The sequence below is a fragment of the Cellvibrio sp. ATLC23 genome, assembly GCF_057196725.1.
Genome location: NZ_JBXUOS010000013.1, coordinates 124,801 through 145,201, shown reverse-complemented (window position 1 = coordinate 145,201; position 20,401 = coordinate 124,801). Strand labels below are relative to the sequence as shown.

General features: G+C 48.3%; 18 protein-coding genes and 1 tRNA gene. 9 read left to right on the top strand and 10 right to left on the bottom strand.

Annotation, left to right across the window (positions count from 1 at the left end; all coding sequences use genetic code 11):
- Positions 1–82: 82 nt before the first annotated feature.
- The gene (locus AC2CG4_RS18135; protein WP_484487609.1) at positions 83–886 is read left to right on the top strand and encodes an inositol monophosphatase family protein; all 804 of its coding nucleotides are present in this window, start codon (positions 83–85) and stop codon (positions 884–886) included.
- A 76-nt stretch (positions 887–962) separates the two neighbouring features.
- On the opposite strand, the gene AC2CG4_RS18130 is transcribed toward AC2CG4_RS18135, so the two are convergent.
- The 5 genes from AC2CG4_RS18130 to queA all read right to left on the bottom strand — a co-directional run bounded on the left by AC2CG4_RS18130 (position 963) and on the right by queA (position 8,568).
- Entirely contained in the window at positions 963–2,972 is a 2,010-nt protein-coding gene (locus tag AC2CG4_RS18130) for a PAS domain-containing protein (protein ID WP_484487608.1), read from the bottom strand.
- Positions 2,973–3,112: 140 nt separating this feature from the next.
- Positions 3,113–4,267 carry a protein translocase subunit SecF gene (gene secF / locus AC2CG4_RS18125; protein ID WP_484487607.1) on the bottom strand — a complete coding sequence of 385 codons (1,155 nt, stop codon included), beginning with the start codon at positions 4,265–4,267 and terminating at the stop codon, positions 3,113–3,115.
- A 12-nt stretch (positions 4,268–4,279) separates the two neighbouring features.
- Positions 4,280–6,193: a protein translocase subunit SecD gene (gene secD / locus AC2CG4_RS18120; protein ID WP_484487606.1), complete on the bottom strand. Its 1,914-nt coding sequence runs from the start codon at positions 6,191–6,193 to the stop codon at positions 4,280–4,282.
- 109 nt (positions 6,194–6,302) lie between these two features.
- Positions 6,303–7,424 (bottom strand): tRNA guanosine(34) transglycosylase Tgt, encoded by a 1,122-nt coding sequence (gene tgt / locus AC2CG4_RS18115; RefSeq protein ID WP_484487635.1) that lies wholly within the window; start codon positions 7,422–7,424, stop codon positions 6,303–6,305.
- Between the two features lie 49 nt (positions 7,425–7,473).
- Positions 7,474–8,568 carry a tRNA preQ1(34) S-adenosylmethionine ribosyltransferase-isomerase QueA gene (gene queA / locus AC2CG4_RS18110; RefSeq protein ID WP_484487634.1) on the bottom strand — a complete coding sequence of 365 codons (1,095 nt, stop codon included), beginning with the start codon at positions 8,566–8,568 and terminating at the stop codon, positions 7,474–7,476.
- A 222-nt stretch (positions 8,569–8,790) separates the two neighbouring features.
- On the opposite strand from queA, the gene AC2CG4_RS18105 reads away from it, so the two are divergent.
- The 3 genes from AC2CG4_RS18105 (at position 8,791) to AC2CG4_RS18095 (ending at position 10,475) form a co-directional block, all read left to right on the top strand.
- Positions 8,791–8,876, top strand: a tRNA-Leu gene (locus tag AC2CG4_RS18105).
- Positions 8,877–9,062: 186 nt separating this feature from the next.
- Complete coding sequence (locus AC2CG4_RS18100) at positions 9,063–9,959, top strand: adenylate/guanylate cyclase domain-containing protein (protein ID WP_484487605.1); 897 nt, start codon at positions 9,063–9,065, stop codon at positions 9,957–9,959.
- Between the two features lie 24 nt (positions 9,960–9,983).
- The gene (locus AC2CG4_RS18095) at positions 9,984–10,475 is read left to right on the top strand and encodes an RDD family protein (protein WP_484487604.1); all 492 of its coding nucleotides are present in this window, start codon (positions 9,984–9,986) and stop codon (positions 10,473–10,475) included.
- Between the two features lie 3 nt (positions 10,476–10,478).
- On the opposite strand, the gene AC2CG4_RS18090 is transcribed toward AC2CG4_RS18095, so the two are convergent.
- From AC2CG4_RS18090 to lptF, 3 genes are read right to left on the bottom strand one after another with little or no spacing between them, the layout of a single operon-like run.
- Positions 10,479–11,573 carry an acyltransferase family protein gene (locus AC2CG4_RS18090; protein ID WP_484487603.1) on the bottom strand — a complete coding sequence of 365 codons (1,095 nt, stop codon included), beginning with the start codon at positions 11,571–11,573 and terminating at the stop codon, positions 10,479–10,481.
- 5 nt (positions 11,574–11,578) lie between these two features.
- Entirely contained in the window at positions 11,579–12,637 is a 1,059-nt protein-coding gene (lptG, locus tag AC2CG4_RS18085) for an LPS export ABC transporter permease LptG (protein ID WP_484487602.1), read from the bottom strand.
- The gene (gene lptF / locus AC2CG4_RS18080; RefSeq protein WP_484487601.1) at positions 12,630–13,730 is read right to left on the bottom strand and encodes an LPS export ABC transporter permease LptF; all 1,101 of its coding nucleotides are present in this window, start codon (positions 13,728–13,730) and stop codon (positions 12,630–12,632) included. The genes lptG and lptF overlap by 8 nt, the downstream gene beginning before the upstream one ends.
- A 246-nt stretch (positions 13,731–13,976) precedes the next feature.
- Here lptF and AC2CG4_RS18075 point away from each other — a divergent pair, with 246 nt between their 5' ends.
- Genes AC2CG4_RS18075 through AC2CG4_RS18065 form a run of 3 tightly spaced genes read left to right on the top strand, consistent with a single transcriptional unit; the run spans position 13,977 to position 16,635 of the window.
- Entirely contained in the window at positions 13,977–15,527 is a 1,551-nt protein-coding gene (locus AC2CG4_RS18075; RefSeq protein ID WP_484487600.1) for a leucyl aminopeptidase, read from the top strand.
- 2 nt (positions 15,528–15,529) lie between these two features.
- Positions 15,530–15,949 (top strand): DNA polymerase III subunit chi, encoded by a 420-nt coding sequence (locus AC2CG4_RS18070; RefSeq protein WP_484487599.1) that lies wholly within the window; start codon positions 15,530–15,532, stop codon positions 15,947–15,949.
- A 38-nt stretch (positions 15,950–15,987) separates the two neighbouring features.
- Positions 15,988–16,635 (top strand): hypothetical protein, encoded by a 648-nt coding sequence (locus AC2CG4_RS18065; RefSeq protein WP_484487598.1) that lies wholly within the window; start codon positions 15,988–15,990, stop codon positions 16,633–16,635.
- Positions 16,636–16,681: 46 nt separating this feature from the next.
- Here AC2CG4_RS18065 and AC2CG4_RS18060 read toward each other — a convergent pair whose 3' ends face one another.
- Positions 16,682–17,890 (bottom strand): sugar efflux transporter, encoded by a 1,209-nt coding sequence (locus AC2CG4_RS18060; protein ID WP_484487597.1) that lies wholly within the window; start codon positions 17,888–17,890, stop codon positions 16,682–16,684.
- A gap of 182 nt (positions 17,891–18,072) precedes the next feature.
- Here AC2CG4_RS18060 and AC2CG4_RS18055 point away from each other — a divergent pair, with 182 nt between their 5' ends.
- Together AC2CG4_RS18055 and ylqF are read left to right on the top strand one after the other, a co-directional pair.
- Positions 18,073–18,390, top strand: coding sequence for a hypothetical protein (locus AC2CG4_RS18055; protein ID WP_484487596.1), 318 nt, complete (start codon positions 18,073–18,075; stop codon positions 18,388–18,390).
- Between the two features lie 19 nt (positions 18,391–18,409).
- The gene (gene ylqF / locus AC2CG4_RS18050; protein WP_484487595.1) at positions 18,410–19,348 is read left to right on the top strand and encodes a ribosome biogenesis GTPase YlqF; all 939 of its coding nucleotides are present in this window, start codon (positions 18,410–18,412) and stop codon (positions 19,346–19,348) included.
- Between the two features lie 38 nt (positions 19,349–19,386).
- On the opposite strand, the gene AC2CG4_RS18045 is transcribed toward ylqF, so the two are convergent.
- The gene (locus AC2CG4_RS18045; RefSeq protein WP_484487594.1) at positions 19,387–20,325 is read right to left on the bottom strand and encodes a YidC/Oxa1 family insertase periplasmic-domain containing protein; all 939 of its coding nucleotides are present in this window, start codon (positions 20,323–20,325) and stop codon (positions 19,387–19,389) included.
- Between the last annotated feature and the right edge of the window lie 76 nt (positions 20,326–20,401).

The following is a 20,401-nucleotide window of genomic DNA, read 5'->3' as shown; positions in this document are numbered from 1 at the left end:
GAATTAGCGCTATCTAATCGATAGGATCTAATTGCTTGTTTAACATTGGCTAATAACTTTCAGCCTACTGAATTGGTGCTTTATGGAACCCATGTTGACTATTGCTCTGCGCGCTGGGCGCAAAGCTGCCGAGTTAATTGAACGCGCATTTGAGCGTGTTGATTTGTTAACGATTGAAACCAAAAGCCGCAACGACTACGTTACCGAAGTCGATAAAGCTGCCGAAAAAGAAATCATCTACCATCTCCGTAAAGCCTACCCCGATCACAGTATCCGCGGCGAAGAAGGCGGCCACCAACCAGGCAAAAATCCCGATTACGAATGGATCATCGATCCGCTTGATGGCACTACCAACTTTATTCACGGGGTTCCGCACTTCTCCATCTCCATCGCTTGCAAATACAAAGGCCAGATCGAACACGCCGTTGTTATAGACCCTATCAAACGCGAAGAATTTACTGCTAGCCGTGGCCGTGGCGCTGCGCTTAACGGTCGCCGTATTCGTGTGTCCAGCCGCCGCAATCTTGAAGGTGCATTGATTGGCACCGGCATTCCTTTTAGTGGTTACGCACTGGAGCACATCGGCCCATACCTTGCCTGTGTGCAGGAAATTGCAGGCCAAACATCAGGCATTCGCCGCTGCGGTTCAGCCGCTTTGGATCTGGCTTATGTTGCCGCCGGCCGTTTTGATGCCTTCTGGGAGATGAATTTAAACGAATGGGATATCGCTGGCGGAATTCTGTTAGTTAAAGAAGCTGGCGGTTTGATCAGCGACTTTAATGGTGGCAGCAATTATCTGGAAAGCGGTCATATCGTCTGTGGTGCACCTAAAGTATTTAAACCTGTGTTACAGGTAGTGCAAAAAAATCTTGGGCATTTGAAATAATTTTTCAACAGGCCCTGTAGAAAACGGCGAGTCTCGGCTCGCCGTTTTTTATTTAATAGCCATCAAACTATTTGCATTAATGATCGTGCAACAACAGATTAAATACATCTATCAAGCGATGAATATCAACGGGCTTGGTTAAATAATCATAAAAACCTGCATTGCGCCCACGTTCCACATCGTAAGGCATTGCATTGGCTGAGAGACCAATCACCGGAATTGCGCGAGTATCAGGGTCGTTTTTCAACACACTCAAGACATCGTAACCATCCATGCCTGGCAAATTAATGTCCAATATCACCAAATCAGGCAGAGAACTGCGCGCCTTATAAATCCCCAGAAATGCCTCTTCTGCAATATCCAGCTCAAGCTGCGGATAACGAGTAAAGATTTGCTGCAGCAAACGAATATTGGTTGGATTGTCCTCTACATAAAGTACCTTGCAGCGACGTTGAACATTCAGCGTTGCCGGGGTGTAATCTTTGCTTGATGAGATGCGCACAATCGATTCTGCATTCCACTCTGTCGCCATGGGGAAATCAATCCAGAAGGTAGTACCCACCCCCTCTGCACTGGTGAAGTCGAGGCGACCCTGCATCATCTCTACCAGTTGTTTGGTAATTACCAGCCCCACCCCAGAGCCTTCAATATTGGTGTTTTCTGCGGTCAACCGGTTAAAAGGCTGAAAAACTTCACTTTGGCGCTGCAGGGGAATGCCGCGCCCTGTATCACGCACACTGATACGCAACTGCTGCCCCTGCTGGGCAAACAGTTTCACCTCAACCTCCCCCCCGACAAAATTGTATTTCACTGCGTTACTGAGCAAATTTAATAAAGCTTGCTTGAAACGTACATGGTCGGCGATTACATAGGTATTGGAAAACTCTGCCAGCGATGAAGATAAACGAATCCCTTTGGCATCAGCCTGCGGTTGCACCAAGGTAAAACACTCAGTAATCAAGCGCGAAACCAATACCGGTTCAAGCGACACAGTCATATTGCCCGATTCAATTTTGGCAAGATCCAACACATCGTTAATCAACTGCAGCAAATGTTCGCCCGCTTTGCGAATCTCGCGCACATTGTCGATCTGCTGGGATTTCAAATTGCCATCGTATTCAAACAATTGGGTGTAACCGAGAATCGCATTCAGTGGTGTGCGCAATTCATGGCTCATGCTCGACAGAAATTCAGACTTGGCGCGATTGGCTTTTTCAGCCTGCTCTTTTGCTTGAATAACCCGCTCTTCGGCGCGCTTAACTTCGGTAATATCCATATTACTGCCCGACATCATAATCGGCTGACCTTTATCATTAAACACAGCGCGTCCACGGCCGCGAATCCAGCGAATCTCGCCATCTGTGTTAATCAGCCGATACTCCACATCAAACGGGGCACGCCCGGCCATATGCTCCACTAATGCATCATCAAATTTGGACAGATCCAGCGGATAAATATGCCTGCGCCAAATTTTTAAGCGATCTTCACCCTCTGTCAGCACATCGTCCAGATCTTGGTAGCCTAATAGTTCCCAGCAGCGATGGGAAAAATGAAAACCGCCACGATCGGCATACCACTCCCAAATACCGTCACTAGACGCCTGAATGATGCGTACCTGACGCGCCTCACTCTCCCGCAACGCGGCTTCAACTTTTTTAATTTCAGTGATATCAAAGTTCACACCCGACATAATAATCGCGCGACCTTTTTCATCGCGCATTGAATCGGCGCGAACCTGAGTCCAAATATAATCACCGGCTTTGGTTTTAATACGATAGGACACATCCAGTGGGATACCACTGCGCAAATGCTGGCGCGCCGCCTCAATCGCATATTCACGGTCGTCCGGATGCATATAGGCCAACACATTAGTTGCATCGCTGATCCCGCCCACATCGTCTGAACCATAACCCAGCCGCTCCCAAAACCCACCCGACCACTCTATATGGTGAGTACGTAAATCCCACTCCCAAAAACCGTAACCGCTGCCGTTAAAAATGCGCTGAAAGCGACCCACCGTAGTGCGCAGCAACTCAATATCATCACTCAACTGCAATGCAGGATTAAAACTGATGTGCTCGATCATAGAATTTTAGTGGATGCGTTAAGGGGAGATTGAGAGGACGATACCCGAGATATCCCGTTTGTACAATCGCATCAAAAATCACTACCCACAAACAACAACAGCGCCCGAGGGCGCTGTTGTAGATGACTCAAAACGAAAAATTAGGGTGCATCGTCTAATTCAGCACCTTCTTTTTCTTTGGGCATCAGATCTTCCTTGCTGACATCCAACGCCGCAGTGATATGCGCCGCAATATAAGTAGATGAATAAGTACCCACCAAAATGCCGATGATAAGCGCCGTTGAAAATCCGCGCAACAATTCACCACCAAACAAAAACAAACACACCAACACCAAGAGCGTGGTACCCGAGGTCATAATCGAGCGCCCTAAAGTCTGTGTAAGCGAGACGTTGATGATCTCATAGGCATCAGTTTTGCGCAGGATGCGAAAGTTTTCGCGGATGCGGTCGTAGATAACAATGGTGTCGTTAATGGAATAACCAATCAGCGCCAAAATCGCCGCCAACACAGTTAAATCAAAGTCCCACTGAAACACGGCAAAAATGCCCAAAGTGATAATCACATCGTGACACAGCGCTGCGATCGCTCCCACTGAAAACTTCCATTGGAATTGCACTGCAACGTAAAGGAATACCAACACAAATGCCGTCAACAACCCCAAGCCACCTTGATCGCGCAACTCATCGCCAATTTGCGGCCCAACAAATTCAGAACTGCGCAATTCAATTTTTGCACCTGTCGCTACTTCCATATCGGCCAACAACGCTTTGAGATAAACAGAGTCCAGCGAGTTTTCTAAAGCCACCAATGTTTTACCGTCGCGTTGAGCATATTGCACCCGGCCATAATCTTCCTCACTAATCACGGCTTTTTGCTGTAATGCCTCTGCGCTGAGATTGGCAATGACCAGCACATCAGCAAAGCCTTCGTATTCACGGGATGGGCGCTCAATAGCTTCCAGCATACCGCCAGCAGCGGTAATTTTTTCAGCGATTAACTCGCGGCCTTTTAATTTCATTTCATCCTGAGTGCGAATCATTACTTGCTGATCGGAGCCAAATAAAACTGCAACCGGGCTTTTCAACTTTTTCTCTTCGAGAACTTCACGCACCTTGTTCAGGTCAGCAGGCCGATTAAACAACACCTCCAACTGTGTACCGCCGGTAAAATCCAAACCACCTTTCAAACCAAAAAAAGCAATCGAAAAAATGGAGGCAAGCACTAATACGATTGAGGTGACGGAAGTAAACTTCCGTATACCCATAAAATTGATAATTTTCATATCCTGAGTCATGAACAATCTCTCTTAGCGAAAGCGGTGAAAAGGAGGAAGCGGATAGATAGCAATTGACTGCAAATTCTTGCGCCCGCCATAGATAAGATTAGCCAAGCCACGACTCGCAACAATTGAGGTAAATAGCGATGTCAAAATACCCAAGGTTAGAGTGATCGCAAAACCTTTCACCGGCCCGGTACCTATCGCAAACAAAATAATGGCCACAATCAAGGTGGTCAGGTTGGAATCGAGAATGGTTACAAAGGCGCGCTCATAGCCAGCATAAATCGCCTGCTGCGGTGAAGATCCAGCTCTTAGCTCTTCGCGAATACGTGAGAAAATAAGCACATTGGCGTCTACCGCCATACCAATCGTCAAAACAATACCAGCAATACCAGGCAAAGTCAGAGTCGCACCAAACATAGACAGTGCGGTTAACAGCAAAAGTACATTCATCGCCAAGGCTATATTAGCGATAACACCAAACACGCCATAAAAGAGGAACATAAATACCACCACTATGGCGAAGCCCCATAAGGCTGATTTCAACCCACGCTCAATATTTTCAGCACCCAGTGACGGCCCAATGGTGCGCTCCTCAACAAAATGCATAGGTGCTGCTAATGCACCTGCGCGTAATAGCAACGCAAGTTCAGATGCTTCTGCAGGATTATCCAAGCCCGTAATCCGGAACTGCACGCCCAACGCACTTTGAATGGTCGCCAAGCTAATAACTTTGCGCTCCACGTACTGAGTCATTTTTTCAACTTCTTCACCCGCTGCATTTTTAGTGACCGTGGTGCGGGTTTTGTATTCGATAAACAAAATACCCATGCCGCGGCCAACATTGTCGCGCGTAACACGGTGCATTTTCGCACCACCAAGACTATCGAGAGTGATGTTTACTTGTGGCTGATTAGTTTCCGGATCAAAACTGCTGGTTGCGTTAGAGACGCGATCACCGGTAGCAATAACTGAGCGCTCAAGCACTGCGTTACCGCGCTGCATTTGGGTCAACTCATCTTTATAGGGAAATTCTTCACGGTTCGAAACCAGAGTTTTATCATTGGCGCCAAGACGAAACTCAAGGTTCGCAGTTTTACCAATTACACGTTTCGCTTCGGCAGGATCTTGAATGCCCGCAAGCTGCACAATAATACGATTGCGATCTTGACGTTGCACCATGGGCTCGGATACACCTAATTCATTCACACGATTGCGCAACGTAATCAGGTTTTGGCCTACGGCGTAATCCTCAATTTCACGCACTGCCGCTTCACTGAAAGTTGCAACGAAAGTGGCATCAGCCGCACTATCTTCTGCATCGGATGTGGCGAACAATAATTGAGGGTAATCGCCACGCAGTTCACTTAAGGCTGCATCGCGAATTTCTGCACTGCGGAAACGCGCAACAATTTGATTATCTTTATTCGCATCAATTGACGAATAACGAACTTTAGCGTCGCGCAATTTGGATTTCATTTCATCAGAATTCACTTCCTGACGTTTTGCTACCGCTGATGCAGTATCTACTTCCATCAAAAAGTGTACGCCGCCCGCCAAATCCAAGCCCAATTTCATCGGCGCAGCACCGAGCGCTTGCAACCAGTCAGGTGTGGTCGAGGCATTATTCAACGCCACCACAAAACCATCGCCGAGCGCGCGCTGAATAGTTGTGCGCGCGAGCATTTGTTGATCGCGCGTTGTTAAACGCACCATGGCGGTTTTGGAATTTACTTCAGCACCGAAGTAATCAATACCGGCCTCTTTGAGCGAAGCTTCCATTTTGGCAAGGGTCGCAGCATCCAACACCTTTGCGCTGGAGTCGCCAGAGACTTGTACAGCAGGATCAGGCACATAAATATTTGGAATGGAATAGACGAAACCTACGATGGTCACAAAGATCAACAGTAGATATTTCCAGAGCGGGTAGCGATTTAACATAGGGGTTTCCCAACTTAATTTTACTTGCTCGCAGTCATCAATCAGACTGAGGTATGGTCAAGGGCGCCGGATTATACCCTTTAATTCACTCACAACAACGATGCCGCACTCATACTGGGGGCGCAGGCGGGACTTCCAAGCCTTGACGGCCATAGAAATCCGTTAAAAACGCGTCAAATGTATTATCAGTCAGAGCCTGACGCATATCGGCCATGATGCGTTGGTAGTAGCGCAGATTATGAATCGTATTGAGTTGCGCCCCGAGCATTTCGTTGCACTTATCCAAGTGATGCAGATAAGCGCGGGAGAAATTTTTGCAGGTGTAGCAATCGCACTGCGCATCCAGCGGGCCGGTATCATCGCGATATTTCGCATTGCGCAGCTTGATCACACCTTCGCTGGTGAACAAATGACCGTTGCGCGCATTGCGTGTCGGCATGACGCAGTCGAACATATCCACACCGCGACGCACACCTTCTACTAAATCGGCGGGTTTGCCCACACCCATCAAGTAGCGCGGCTTGTGCTTGGGCATCTGTGGCGTAAGGTGCTCAAGCACGCGCAGCATATCTTCTTTAGGTTCACCGACCGACAGTCCGCCAATCGCATAACCATCAAAACCAATTTCAACCAAACCGGTTAGCGATTCAGTGCGCAGGTTTTCGTACATGCCGCCCTGCACAATACCAAACAGCGCGGAAGGATTATCACCATGCGCGACTTTAGAGCGCTTGGCCCAGCGCAGCGATAGTTCCATCGAATCCCGCGCTTCATGAACAGTCGCGGGGTAAGGTGTGCATTCATCAAAAATCATCACAATGTCGGAACCCAAATCGCGCTGCACTTGCATCGATTCTTCAGGCCCCATAAACACTTTGCTGCCGTTGATTGGCGATCTAAAGGTCACCCCCTCTTCGGTGATCTTGCGCAACTTGCCCAAACTAAATACTTGGAAACCACCAGAATCGGTAAGAATTGGCCCTTTCCACTGCATAAAATCATGGAGGTCGCCATGGGCTTTGACCACTTCAGTGCCGGGACGCAGCATTAAATGAAAGGTGTTGCCGAGAATGATATGCGCGCCTATATCTTCTATATCGCGCGGGGTCATGCCCTTCACGGTGCCGTAGGTGCCCACCGGCATAAAGGCCGGAGTTTCGACTGTGCCGCGCGGAAACTTCAACCGGCCACGACGCGCCCTGCCCGTCTGGCTATCTAATTCAAATTCCATAAAACATTGATTGGTCACGATCTTCTCTCTCGGCTCAGATAAGTAGTATTTAAACAGAAGCGCCCACTGGTTGTTTCACTGGTTGTTGCGCAGCAGCGGGATTACGGGTGATAAACATGACATCACCGTAACTGAAAAAACGGTATTGCTGGGCGACAGCCTCTTTATAAGCCGCCATAGTAAAACCATATCCAGCAAAGGCCGACACCAACATAATCAAGGTCGATTCTGGCAAATGGAAATTGGTCACCAGCGCATCGACCACATGAAACTCATAACCGGGATAAATAAAAATACTGGTCTCACCCTGATAAGGATGAATAGCCCCTTTTTGCGCGGCATCAGCATAACCCTGCGCAGCCGACTCCAAACTGCGCACACTGGTTGTCCCTACCGCGACCACCCGTTTACCTGCCGCTTTAGTGGCGCGCACGAGTTCACAAACTTCGGGCGACACATCCATAATTTCTGAATGCATCTGGTGCTCGGCGATATTATCGACGCGCATATTCTGAAACGTCCCCGCGCCCACATGCAGCGTAACAAACGCAATATTCACGCCTTTTTCACGCAGCTGCTCCAACATCAACTCATCAAAGTGTAAACCCGCAGTGGGCGCCGCAACCGCACCCTGCTCTTTGCTGTACACGGTTTGATAGCGCTCGCGGTCGGCGGCAACATCATCCCTATCTATATAAGGAGGCAATGGCATATGGCCGATACGCTCCAGCACCACCAATGCTGAATCATCGCCCAGAAATTCCCACTCAAACAAAGCGTCGTGACGCGCAACCAATTGCACGCGGGTGCCGTCCTGCAAAATAACCTGCGAATCCACTTTCGGCACTTTACTGGCACGGGTATGAGCAAGCACGCGGCGATTATCCAGCACACGTTCCACCAAAATCTCTACCTGCCCGCCCGAGGTTTTCTGGCCAAACAGGCGCGCGGGAATCACGCGAGTATTGTTAAACACCATCAAATCACCCGGCTCGACTAAATCGAGCAAATCGGGAAATTGCCTGTGGCTGAGCTGCCCGCTCAGGCCATCCAACTGCAATAAGCGGCTACCGCGCCGTTGCGCTGCAGGCGCACGGGCAATAAGGGAATCGGGCAACTCGTAAGAAAAGTCTTGGCGGCGCATATCAATCAGGAGACTCAAAGGATTGGCGTTAAAAAGGTCGGCAGGGTAACCCAATTTAGGGCTGTTGCAAAATCAGACAAACGGATTAATCCCGCAAATAAACTGCTTTTTGATCAACTTGCCTAGTAATTGAATCAAGAGGATAAGTAATTGCAGAGATTATGAAGTTTTTGTAATTAGTGTTTGACAGCAGACGGCAAATCATTAAAATGCGCACCACTCGCCAGTGTGGCGGAATTGGTAGACGCACCGGATTCAAAATCCGGCGCCCTTAAAGCGTGTCGGTTCGAGTCCGACCACTGGCACCAAATCCGAAAGGGGCTTACAGCAATGTAAGCCCTTTTTTATTGCGCGCATTTATTACTGCAAATATTTGGTGCTACTTTTTCACCGAATCTCCCACCACAATTTTCTCATCCTAATTACCCAGTTTTGCTCCCGCAATACAAAGCGCTTATCATAAGCACCCTCACCACTCATAAGCCATGGATCGAATGAATCAACACAGCCAAACACAAGCCATTATGTTTGCCGATGTTTCCGGTAGTTCGGCGCTGTATAAGCGGGTGGGCAATGAAGAAGCTAAAGCGACTATTGATGATGCGGTGCAGTTTATGACGGCGCTGACCATAGTGCATGAAGGGACACTGGTGAAAACCATTGGCGACGAAATCATGGCGCGCTTTGATTTGGTTCACCAGGCTTGCGAAGCCGCCATCGCGATTCAACAACGCAGTATTAAAGAGCCGCGCTTAAAGGATTTAGGGATTCGTATTGGCATCGCTTATGGCGATGTTCTTATCACACCCACTGATGTATTTGGCGATAGGGTTAACGATGCCGCTTGTGTAGCGCATATCGCCCGCGCCAATCAAATTGTGATAACCCAATCGGTGATTGATGCAATGGACGACGCTCTGCGCCGCGACTGCCAAATGTTTGATCGCATCAACATCAAAGGCGAAACAGAGAAAACATTGATTTATCGTTTGGAATGGGAACACTCGGGCAAAGATAATCGTGCAACGATGGTGATGCCGATTCATGATGTCACCCGTTTTGTCGATAAATTCCAACTGGAGTTGGTGGTCAATGAGCGCACTATTTCACTGCTACCAGAACAAACTCCTTTTCACATCGGGCGTGATCCGCACAAATCCCAATTATTAATTGAAAATGATTTGGCTTCACGCGAACACTGCCATATTGATTTTCGACGCGGCAAATATGTATTGGTCGATCACTCCACCAACGGCACCTATGTGTATGTAGATGAGCAGGCGCCGATTTACTTGCGCCGCGAAGAACTTCCGCTACAAGGCCACGGATTTATCGGTCTCGGTCAAACAGCCACATCCACCACACCTTGGGCACTGCATTTTAAAGTGTAATCGCCCACCCTGAACAACCCCACTATGAACGCCCCCACCATGAATAACCCAAACACAGTTGAATTTGCCTCCCCTAGCCTGCTGCGCCGTTTCGCCGCTATGGTCTACGACACTTTATTAATTATGGCGATTAGCATTTTGTATGGCGCGGTTATGACCGGCATTAATGTAGCGGTTAAAGGTGTACCGGAAACGGGGGAACGTGTTACTTGGGGAATATTCGGCGTAGTGGTTTTTATCGGATGGATTTTTACTATAGGTTTGTTTTTTTGCTATTTCTGGCACAAATCTGGCCAGACACTAGGCATGAAAACCTGGCGCATGAAAATCGTAAATAGCGATAACCTGAACTGCCCCAGCTATGCACAATGTGTTATTCGCTTTCTCTGCGCACCGCTATCACTTTGTTTTTTTGGTGCTGGTTATTGGCTGATGTACACCAACGCCGAACGTCAAACGCTGCACGATAAAATCAGTAAAACACGCACAGTATTGCTCAGTAAGGAAACCAAATAATCATTAGCGAATACGAACTTTTGCTGAGGGCTTTTCTATATAGGTCCAAGTCAGATGCGCTATGGCAACACCCATTCCCAACGCAATCCAAGCCGCACCAGGTAAGTCTGGAACAAAAGTGACCAGCAATTTTATCGCCGTAATATGAAACAGATAAAGACTAAAACTGATAAAACCAAAATAGCGTAATATCGGCCACGAAAAAACCTTTGCCATTCCGCCCTTACCGCTAACACAAGCCCACAACACCATTGACCACAAAAAACCATAGAGCAAGAATTGGCGATGAAAATGCATAATTGATATTTGTTTTTGCAACGCTAACGAGACCAAAGCGGGCGTCATACACACAATAATCAACAAGGATAACCACCCGCTCCACTCAATCAATCTGCGTGCAGCACGGGAATTTTGCAAAGTAGATTGTTTCCACCAGTAATAAATAACCGCCAAGGCGGCCCCCATTAAAAACAGACAAAGATAAGGGCCAAGAAATGGAGAATTCAGCGGCACACTATCTTGTGGCCAAAATACTTGTGTCCCGGCAATCAATACAGCGGAGATTGTTAGCGACAACCACAACCGGGCGCGAGCAATAAATACATAAAGTGCGGCCACTAACGGCAACACAAAATAATAACGAAACTCGACTGGAATACTCCAAGTTACCGAGTAGCCTTTTTGCAACAACACATGAGCAAAAAAATCAGACCAATTCAGTGCAAATGGAATGCCGCCAAGCGGAGTATAAATATCGAAATACGCCACCAACCAAGTACCCAGCACACAGGTCAGCAAATAAAAAACAAACAGCGGATAAATGCGGAAAAATCGCCGTACACCATAATTAACCATTGGGCGAATGGCGAACGCAGACTTACCCTTTTCCAAAAATGGCAGGGTCAATAGAAATGAACTGAGTAAAAAAAACAAATAGACTCCCCCCTTTCCAATTCCGGACAAATCGAAACCAGGCAAGAGATCCATATTGTTTTTGCTGGCGTGACTGACAAACACCATCAGCACCGCCAGCCCGCGTAAACCATCTAGCGCATCGATTTGAAAACGGCTATCGGATAACTCACGCCCTTGTAGCATAGTGGTTAGCGCGCCCTACTCAGCAAATAAATTCCCAATGCGATGCACAGCAAGATAGGAATCATCACTGCAATTAACGGCGGGAACCCGAACACTAAACTGGATGGCCCCAGCAGCTTTTGTAGCAGCACAAAGACGATACCAAAAATTACACCGGTAAAAATCCGCTGCCCCATAGTTACACTGCGCAGCGGGCCAAACACAAACGAAATGGCGATCAAAACCAAACTGGCAGTGGCAAGTGGCTGTAATATTTTTTGCCAAAACGCCAAGTTGTAATTATTGGCCGTGAGGTTTTGCGCCTCAAGATAATTGGTATAGTAATGCAGGTTGCGCATTGAAATGTCTTCTGGCGCGAGCACTAAAATATTAAACAAATTAGGTGTTAACGGCGTTTCCCAGCGGCGCTCAGCAAGTGTTTCATTGCGCACACCATCGGCGCCCATAAACGTAATAGAGATCTCTTTTTCTTGCCAATAACCTTCTTGATAAACAGCCTCTTTAGTAAAACTCGCCGATTCCAACTGATGCTGATCATTAAATTTGTAGCGCGTTAAGCCATAGATAACCCCATTAGGCAATACTGCACTCACATACATAAATTCATTACCTTCGCGATTCCACACTTTCTGCGGCGCTTGTTGGGATACGTTGTGTTTTAGAAAATGGCGACGGTTATCTGCCATCTGCTCGGTATAAGGCGCAACAAACTCACCCAACAATAACGCGATAGCAATAAAAATCAACGCTGGGCGCAACGCAATCCACGCAATACGTTTTACCGAGACACCTGCCGCACGCACAATCACCAATTCACTGGTGCTGGCTAATAAGCCCAAACCCGCGAGACAGCCAATCAAACAGGCATAAGGGATTAGATCGTAAAGACGGCGAGGCACAGTAAGCGACATATAATAAAAGGCTTCTAGCGCGGTATAGGTTTCCGTCACTTTTTCCAACTGCGCAATCAAACCAAAAATAAAATCCAGTGCGACAAACACCAGAAGCGTCATCGCAATTGCAAAAAAAACCGTGCGGGATATATAAGCGGTAATTTTATGCATGTGCAGCCCCCACAGGTTTATTACGCAATTGCAACAGCGCCTGCCAATTCAGCATCAATAGAGCAGTGATCAAAAAGGGGATATGCACGACCCATACACCTAGCCACACTGGCAGATCACCTTCAGCAACGGCGCCGCGCGCATTAATTAAAAAAGCGAGATAAAAAATATAAATCAAAATAGCTGGCAGCATTTTCAGGTAGCGCCCTTGGCGCGGATTGGTTTTGCTCAGCGGCACCGCTAGCAAGGTTGCAATTATTACCATCAACGGCATGGAAATGCGCCATTGCAGCGCCGCTTTACTTTCCAAATCCGTCGCCGCAAACAATTGCACTGTGGTTTTAGCATCGGCTTCACTTTCAAATTCTGCTTCGCTGGTGGTGGGTGGCAAGTACCTGCCCCACTCTTTAAATTGGGTAATTTTGAACTCGCTGGTGCCAGGCAAGCCTTCATAGCGATAGCCATTGTGCAGCACTAAATAACGCTGACCATAATCCTCTTTGTAGGCCTGCTCACCAGTTTCGGCAATCACAATAGTAGAATTGGTTTGGCCATCTTGCTGCGCCACAAACACTTGATTAAGGCGCTTATTATCGTCACTTATATGCTCAACATAAGTCATGATGCGCCCCTGACTTATCGCCTGAAAACGCCCCTCCTGTAGGCTTTCAAACTCGCTGCGATTACGCTGCTCCGCGAGCACCTGCTCAGTGAGCTGCGCACCCAATGGGCTCAACCAAAAACTAAATGCCGCCACAATCAGCGCAACTACAGCAGCGGGCATTAAAGTAATGCGCACCAATTGCCACTGACTCATACCGGTCGCTGATAACACCACCATTTCACTTTCGATATACATGCGCCCATAGGCGAGCAAGATCGCCAAGTAAAATCCTAGCGGTAAAATCAATTCCAATAAGTTGGGCATACGATAAGCGATGACGGTGAATAGCACATCAACGGCGAGCTTGCCTTGAGCTGCATCTTTCAGGTAATCACCGAATTTTCCAGAGAGAAAAATAGTGAGCAAGATCGCGCTCACCGCCAGACTGGTAATCAATAAATCCCGCGAGAGATAACGAAAAATAATCAAAGTGATAATCCTGTCATTCGACATTAGCTAGTGACGCGTACAAAACTTGTTCAACCGTTTATCCGATAAAGCCAACAAGTAATAGCGATGCAATCCGTAGACGAGGCTAGTGACTTGCGTTACGCGACAAGGTTCAGATATTCACCGAATTTTGCCGCCATGCCCCGCTTAAATTGTGGCATTATCACGCACCGCGCCCGATTTGTCTTGAGCGAATTTTCCATTGCTTTTTACCAAGGACTTTCTATGACCGCCGCCAAAGCCCCTGCAAAATCTGCCAAACCTGCGACTCCTAAACCCGGCTTGATTCAATTTTCAGCCAAAGTCGTTGAGCCGGTTAAACAAACTACCCAATGCCTGGTTGTTGGCAGCTACGAAGGAATCAAGCTCGCCCCCGCCGCCAGTGCGGTAAATGTTGCCGATGCACACCAGCTTGAAGCACTGCTCAAGCGCGAAGGATTCCAAGGTAAGGCAGGACAAAGTTTGCTGCTATTAAATCCACAAGGAATAGCGGCAGAGAGATTGTTAGTACTGGGTTTTGGTGCCACCAAAGATGGCCATGTGAGCGCCGACAACTATCGCCGCGCGGTACAAAAAATCGCTGACGCATTGCGCGCGACCACTTGCACTGAAATCACCATCGCACTGGCTGATATCAGCGTTGCTGAGCAGGACGCCCAATGGCAGGCGCGCCAGGTAGCGGAAAGCCTTAGCCTACTTGATTACCGCGCCGACAAACTCAAAAGTAAACCTGCTGAAATCAGTCTGCAACTGAAGAAAGTGATCTTCGGTATAGCCAAAACACAAGTTGCCGATGCAACTAAAGGCCTGCAGCTCGGCCAAGCCATCGCCAAAGGTGTCAATTTGGCGCGCGAACTGGGCGATTTACCCGGCAACATTTGTACCCCCACTTATCTCGCCAGCGAAGCAAAGCGCCTAGCCACCAAGCAAGCCAAGCTGAGCGTTAATATCCTCGAAGAAAAACACATGAAAGAGCTGGGCATGGGCTCACTGCTGTCAGTTGCAGCGGGCAGTGATCAGCCAGCAAAACTCATCGTGCTGGAGTACAAAGGCGGCAACAAAAAACAGGCTCCCATCGCGCTGGTCGGCAAGGGTATTACCTTTGATACCGGCGGCATCAGCCTGAAACCCGGCGCTGCGATGGACGAAATGAAATACGACATGTGTGGTGCGGCCAGTGTACTGGGCACCTTTCAGACCCTGATTGATTTGCAACTGCCAATCAATGTGGTTGGCGTCATTGCCGCCTCGGAAAATATGCCCAATGGCAATGCCACCAAACCGGGCGACATAGTGACCTCTATGTCCGGCCAAACCATTGAAATCCTCAATACCGATGCCGAAGGCCGCCTGGTGCTGTGCGATGCTCTCACCTATACCGAGCGCTTTAAACCCAAAGCCGTGGTGGATATAGCCACCCTCACCGGCGCCTGCGTCATTGCGCTGGGCAACCACGCCACCGGCCTGTTTAGTAACAACGATGAGCTGGCGAAAACCCTGCTGAAAGCGGGCGAAGAAGCGGGTGATCGCGCATGGCAAATGCCGCTGTGGGATGACTACCAAAAACAACTCGACAGCAACTTCGCCGATATCGCCAATATCGGCGGGCGCGAAGCAGGCAGCGTCACCGCAGCTTGTTTCCTCTCGCGCTTTGCCAAGAAATTTGCCTGGGCGCACTTGGATATTGCCGGCACCGCTTGGCGCTCTGGCGGTGCCAAAGGCGCTACCGGTCGCCCGGTGACTATGCTGGTGCAATACTTGCTGAATCAGGTTTGATCGTGACTCAGGTTGATTTTTATATACTGCCAGAAACAACCAGCGACGCCCGCTGGTTGTTTGCTTGCCGTTTGATCGACAAAGTACAGCGCATGGGCATGCGGGTACTGGTAGCAATGGATAACGAAGCCGACGCGCGCGCGTTTGATGAGTTGCTTTGGACATTTAAGCCGGAAAGTTTTATCCCGCACCAATTGCTTAACGGTGGCAAGCCCGCGCCAGTGGAGATCACCTTCACCCAAGAAGCTGGCGATCACCAGAGTTTATTGCTTAACTTGAGCAAGGCCACACCGCCCTACTTCAGCCGTTTTGAACGTTTGAGTGAAGTGGTCATTCAGGAACAAGAAAGCTTGCAAGCCAGCCGCGAACGCTTCAGCTTTTATAAAAGCCGCGGCTATCCCATTGAAACCCGGAAATTGTGATCCGCACACACAGACAATGCGATTGAAAGGTAAGCATTATGGCCAATACGAATAAAACCAAAGCCGAAATTTTGCAAGAACTGGAGTCCATCAAAGGATTATTACTGGAAGAAGATGACATTCCTATCTTGCAAGAAATGGAAGGAGAAGATGAAATTCTTGATGAGGAATTTCATAGCGAGCCGCCCCTACTGGTCACCCGACATGAATCCGTATTGCCCGGACAAGGCTCACTGTTTGAAGAACCTAAATCCACCCTCGCCAAAATTGCAGATCAACTCAACAACCATACGACTTCATTAACGGATTCGGCGAAACATCACCATTCAACTCAATCACAAGAACACAAAAGGGAAGGCTTTAGCGCGCATTTAAGCGGCACTCACACGCCGCACAACGATCATCGCCCACTGGCCAAAGCCAGCGGCGAAAACCCATTTTTGCCGCAACACATTCGCGAACGCCTGCACGGCAACAACCCGCCACCGCTATTCGAATACGAAACCGCAAAAAAAATTATCAGCTCCACCAAAAATATTGCCCATAAGGTCAATAAACCTCGTCAATATTTAGTTGAAGAGGTAATGCTGAGCATGATGCCGCAAATAGAGCGCGAATTGCGTCACCGCCTGTTTGCAATGAGCGTGGAAGATTTGGAAAAACTATTAAATGAAGATGAAGATTAAAGCGCAGCGATAGATTAATCAGCACAGCGATATATTAATCACTGCATCAACCGCTGCTCTGCGCCAATTCGCGCGAGGTTTTCACTTTACCAAACACCCAAATAGCCACAAAAACCAGCAGGATATTAACTAAAAACACCTGATGGTAACCATAATAATCCGCCACCAAGCCCACCATTAAACTGCTCAACAAATTGCCGATGTGTGTGGTATTGGTGTAGAGCGCTGAAGCGCCCCCCGAGCGCCCCGGCATCAGGTCCTGAATAACTGACACGCCCAACCCCGCTAAAACACCGATAAAAATCGCATTAAAAATTTGCAGCACAAACAAGTGCCACAACTCACTCGCGAAATAAATGCCGATATAAAGCAACAATGCAGCAATACCCGCACAGCGCACCAAACTAATCAAACGGAAACGGCTGGCATAGTGCCCAGCCAATAACATAAAGGGTACTTCCAATGCGGCAGTAGTACCCATCACCCACCCCATCCAGTAGGCATCTAGGTGCAAATTATCCTTCAGGTGAATTGGCAAGCTAATAAGATAGGCATTATTTACGCCCCACAATACCGAAAATGCAATTGCACACAACCAGAGCGATTGTTTAATCGACGGCGATAAAGGTGGCAGCGCTACACGCTCACCGGCAACATTCACCGGCTTATTTTTTTCCGGCAACCGCGGTAATAATTTAACACTCGCGATGGCAACCAACACATACAACAGCGCAGCAATACCGTAACTCACATCAAAACCAAAATAAGTCGCCAACAAAAAACCGGCTGGCGGCCCCGCCACCCATGCAAAAGCAATTTGCGCACGCATGATGGCATTGAATAACGGAATGCGCTCAGCTGGAATTTCAGCTTCGGCGTAATCCAGGCTGTAGGCCATAATTTGCGAAAAAGACACCATCGACAAACTGAGTAAAAACACGGCAGTAAAAGCCACCAGCCAATAATTGCGCGATAACGCAAAAATTGCGCAGGCAAGCGTGCCGAGCAAACAGCAAATAATCACCAGCGGGCGGCGATCGGCAAGCTTATCCGACCAGTGCCCCAGCCAATGGTTGTAGCCGATACTCGCCAAGGCAATTCCCGCAAATGCCAAACCAACCAACAGCGGACGCACACCAATTTCTTTGGCAAGAAACAAACTAAAGGTGGGCAACACCAGAGCACCCACCACCCCCGCCGTAAAAAACAAAAGATATAGACCCAGCGCAATCGGGCGGAATAAAGGAGAAGACACAGATTTTACCGAAGGGAGAAAAAGAAGGCCGCATCATAGCTGAAACCGGTTACCGCCTAAATGGGGCGGCGGAAGATTAATCCTTCTTAACAACCCACCTGCTTGGATATGCCCCGAGTTATTCAAGGTGATTGGCTTGCGCTTTCTGTATAATCGCCGCAATTGCACTCGAGGATCCGCCAATGCAATGCATCAGCATTCAAATCCAACCCAAATACAGCCGCGAATTTGATCGCGACGCGTTTTTGCAGCGCGTGCGCGGGATTCGCTCACCCGAAGTGGACGCAATTGAAGAAAAGGGCAAACTCTATTTAAGCTTCAATTTTTTTACTGAGTTTCCCGCTCCACTTTGGCAGGCGCTCAACGAGTGCCTGTATCAAGACGCCAGTTACGCCACTATCATCGCGCCGGTTTCGGTTGTCATTTGCGAAAGCGAGTCCGATGACGAGTGTCTATTACTGCATCATTTCGATTCCAGTGAACCGCTGGATACGCTTTAAATTCTCCTTCGAGTAAATCATGTCAACTATTAATTGGTTCCCCGGTCATATGCACAAGGCCCGCAAAGAAATTGCGGAAGTCATGCCCCATGTGGATGTGGTAATTGAAGTGATTGACGCACGCATTCCTTTCTCCAGTGAAAATCCGCTGGTGCCAAGTTTGCGCGGCGATACACCACTCATTAAATTACTCAACAAAGCCGATTTGGCCGATCCGGCGATTACCGCGCTGTGGGTGGAAAAAATGGAGCAGGAAGCCGGTGTAAAAGCTCTACCGGTGAGCCAGCAGCGCCCGGAGCAAATTCGCAATTTATTAAATGTGTGCACCAGTTTAGTTAGCGAGCGTCAGCGCGATCTCCGCCCTGCACGCGCAATGATTATGGGTATTCCCAACGTAGGCAAGTCCACCATTATCAATACCCTTGCCGGGCGCGTTATCGCTAAAACCGGCAACGAAGCCGGTGTGACTAAAGCACAACAAAAAATCAAATTGGAAAATGGTATTTTATTAACCGATACCCCTGGATTTTTGTGGCCTAAATTATCACCCCCCTCCTGCGGCTATCGCCTTGCCATTACCGGTGCGATAAAAGACACGGTGTTTGATTACGCTGATATCGCCCTTTATGCCGCTGAGTATTTGTTAAAAGTTTATCCAGATGCATTAAAAACACGCTATGGCTTGGCAGAATTGCCGGAATCAGATTTGGAAGTGCTCGATGCCATCGGCATAAAACGCGGCTGCACGCGCAAAGGTGGCGGCGTGGATCTGCAAAAAGTGTCGTCCATATTAATCACCGAAATACGTGCGGGGTTACTCGGGCCAATTAGCTGGGAAACGCCGGAAATGACGCAAATTGAAGTGACGACCGCCAAAGCAGAAGACGAGAAAAAACGAATCGAAAAAGAAGAAGCTGATCGCATTCGTCGTTTAAAAACCAAAAAAAATCGCCGCTAAAATACGCGGCGATTTTTTAAACTTTCAATCCAAGCTGTTTACAGCAAACTGCGCACATAGGCAGCAAGCGCTTGAGGTTCAGGATTTTTTGCTAAATCATTTGGCAGTTTTTTCACATGCCAAATCACTGTCCACTCCAGATACTCTCCTGGTGCCAGCGCCACTACAGCGCCCTGCTGCTTCATCTCAATGAAAATATGCTCTACGTGTGCAAATATTTCTATTTCCCGCTCACCCGTGGCTATAGCGGTGGGAGGGTTATCAGCAAACTCCTTGACTAGCAAATAGCCTTTATCGACATAGGCAACCCAACCTTCTTTGCCATCTTGCATCACCTTGTGATGATCGGTGCGAATTTTTTTTGCGTCGTAGTGATACCAGGTCAGCTCACCAATATTTTGCACATCCAACGGATAAAAAATGCCACTAATAGGGTCAGAGTCACCGCGCGGATAAAATAAATCACCCGACGGAGGTAACCGCGTCACTTCTAACGGAGCAACATTTTTTTCATGATCGCTGTGATTGGTGATGCGGTAAGTTACGGCGATACGATCATCGCCAGTAGGTAGATAGGTTTTGGTAAATTGATAGCCAGTTTTTTTATCCACTTCACTGGTTAACACCACACGCTCATCATCCGTTGTTAGCGAGTAAGGTTTACTATCAAGGGTATCGATCGGAGGCCAATTCCACTCAGCTTGAGGGCTAGACCAAAATACCGTGCCCCAATCAGTGATATTACTTTGATCAGCATCGGTCACCAGCAGCTCATGGCCATCGTATCGCAATGACGAAACGCGCCCAGCCACTTTAGGCATAATCTCCATACGGAGTTTGCCTTGCTTAATATAAAGCCGCGAACCGTCTTTTGTACAAAACTCGGGCAAGGGAGTCGCGTCCTGACTGTTTTTGCCACACCCGAACAAAGCCAAACAGATGGCCAGGAATGCGATCAGGGAATAGCGCTTACTCATTGTCTATCATAATCCTCTAGCAGCATGGTGGCTGCCATTAAGGGGCTGGCCCTCTTGGGGCGCTCACGTTACGGTT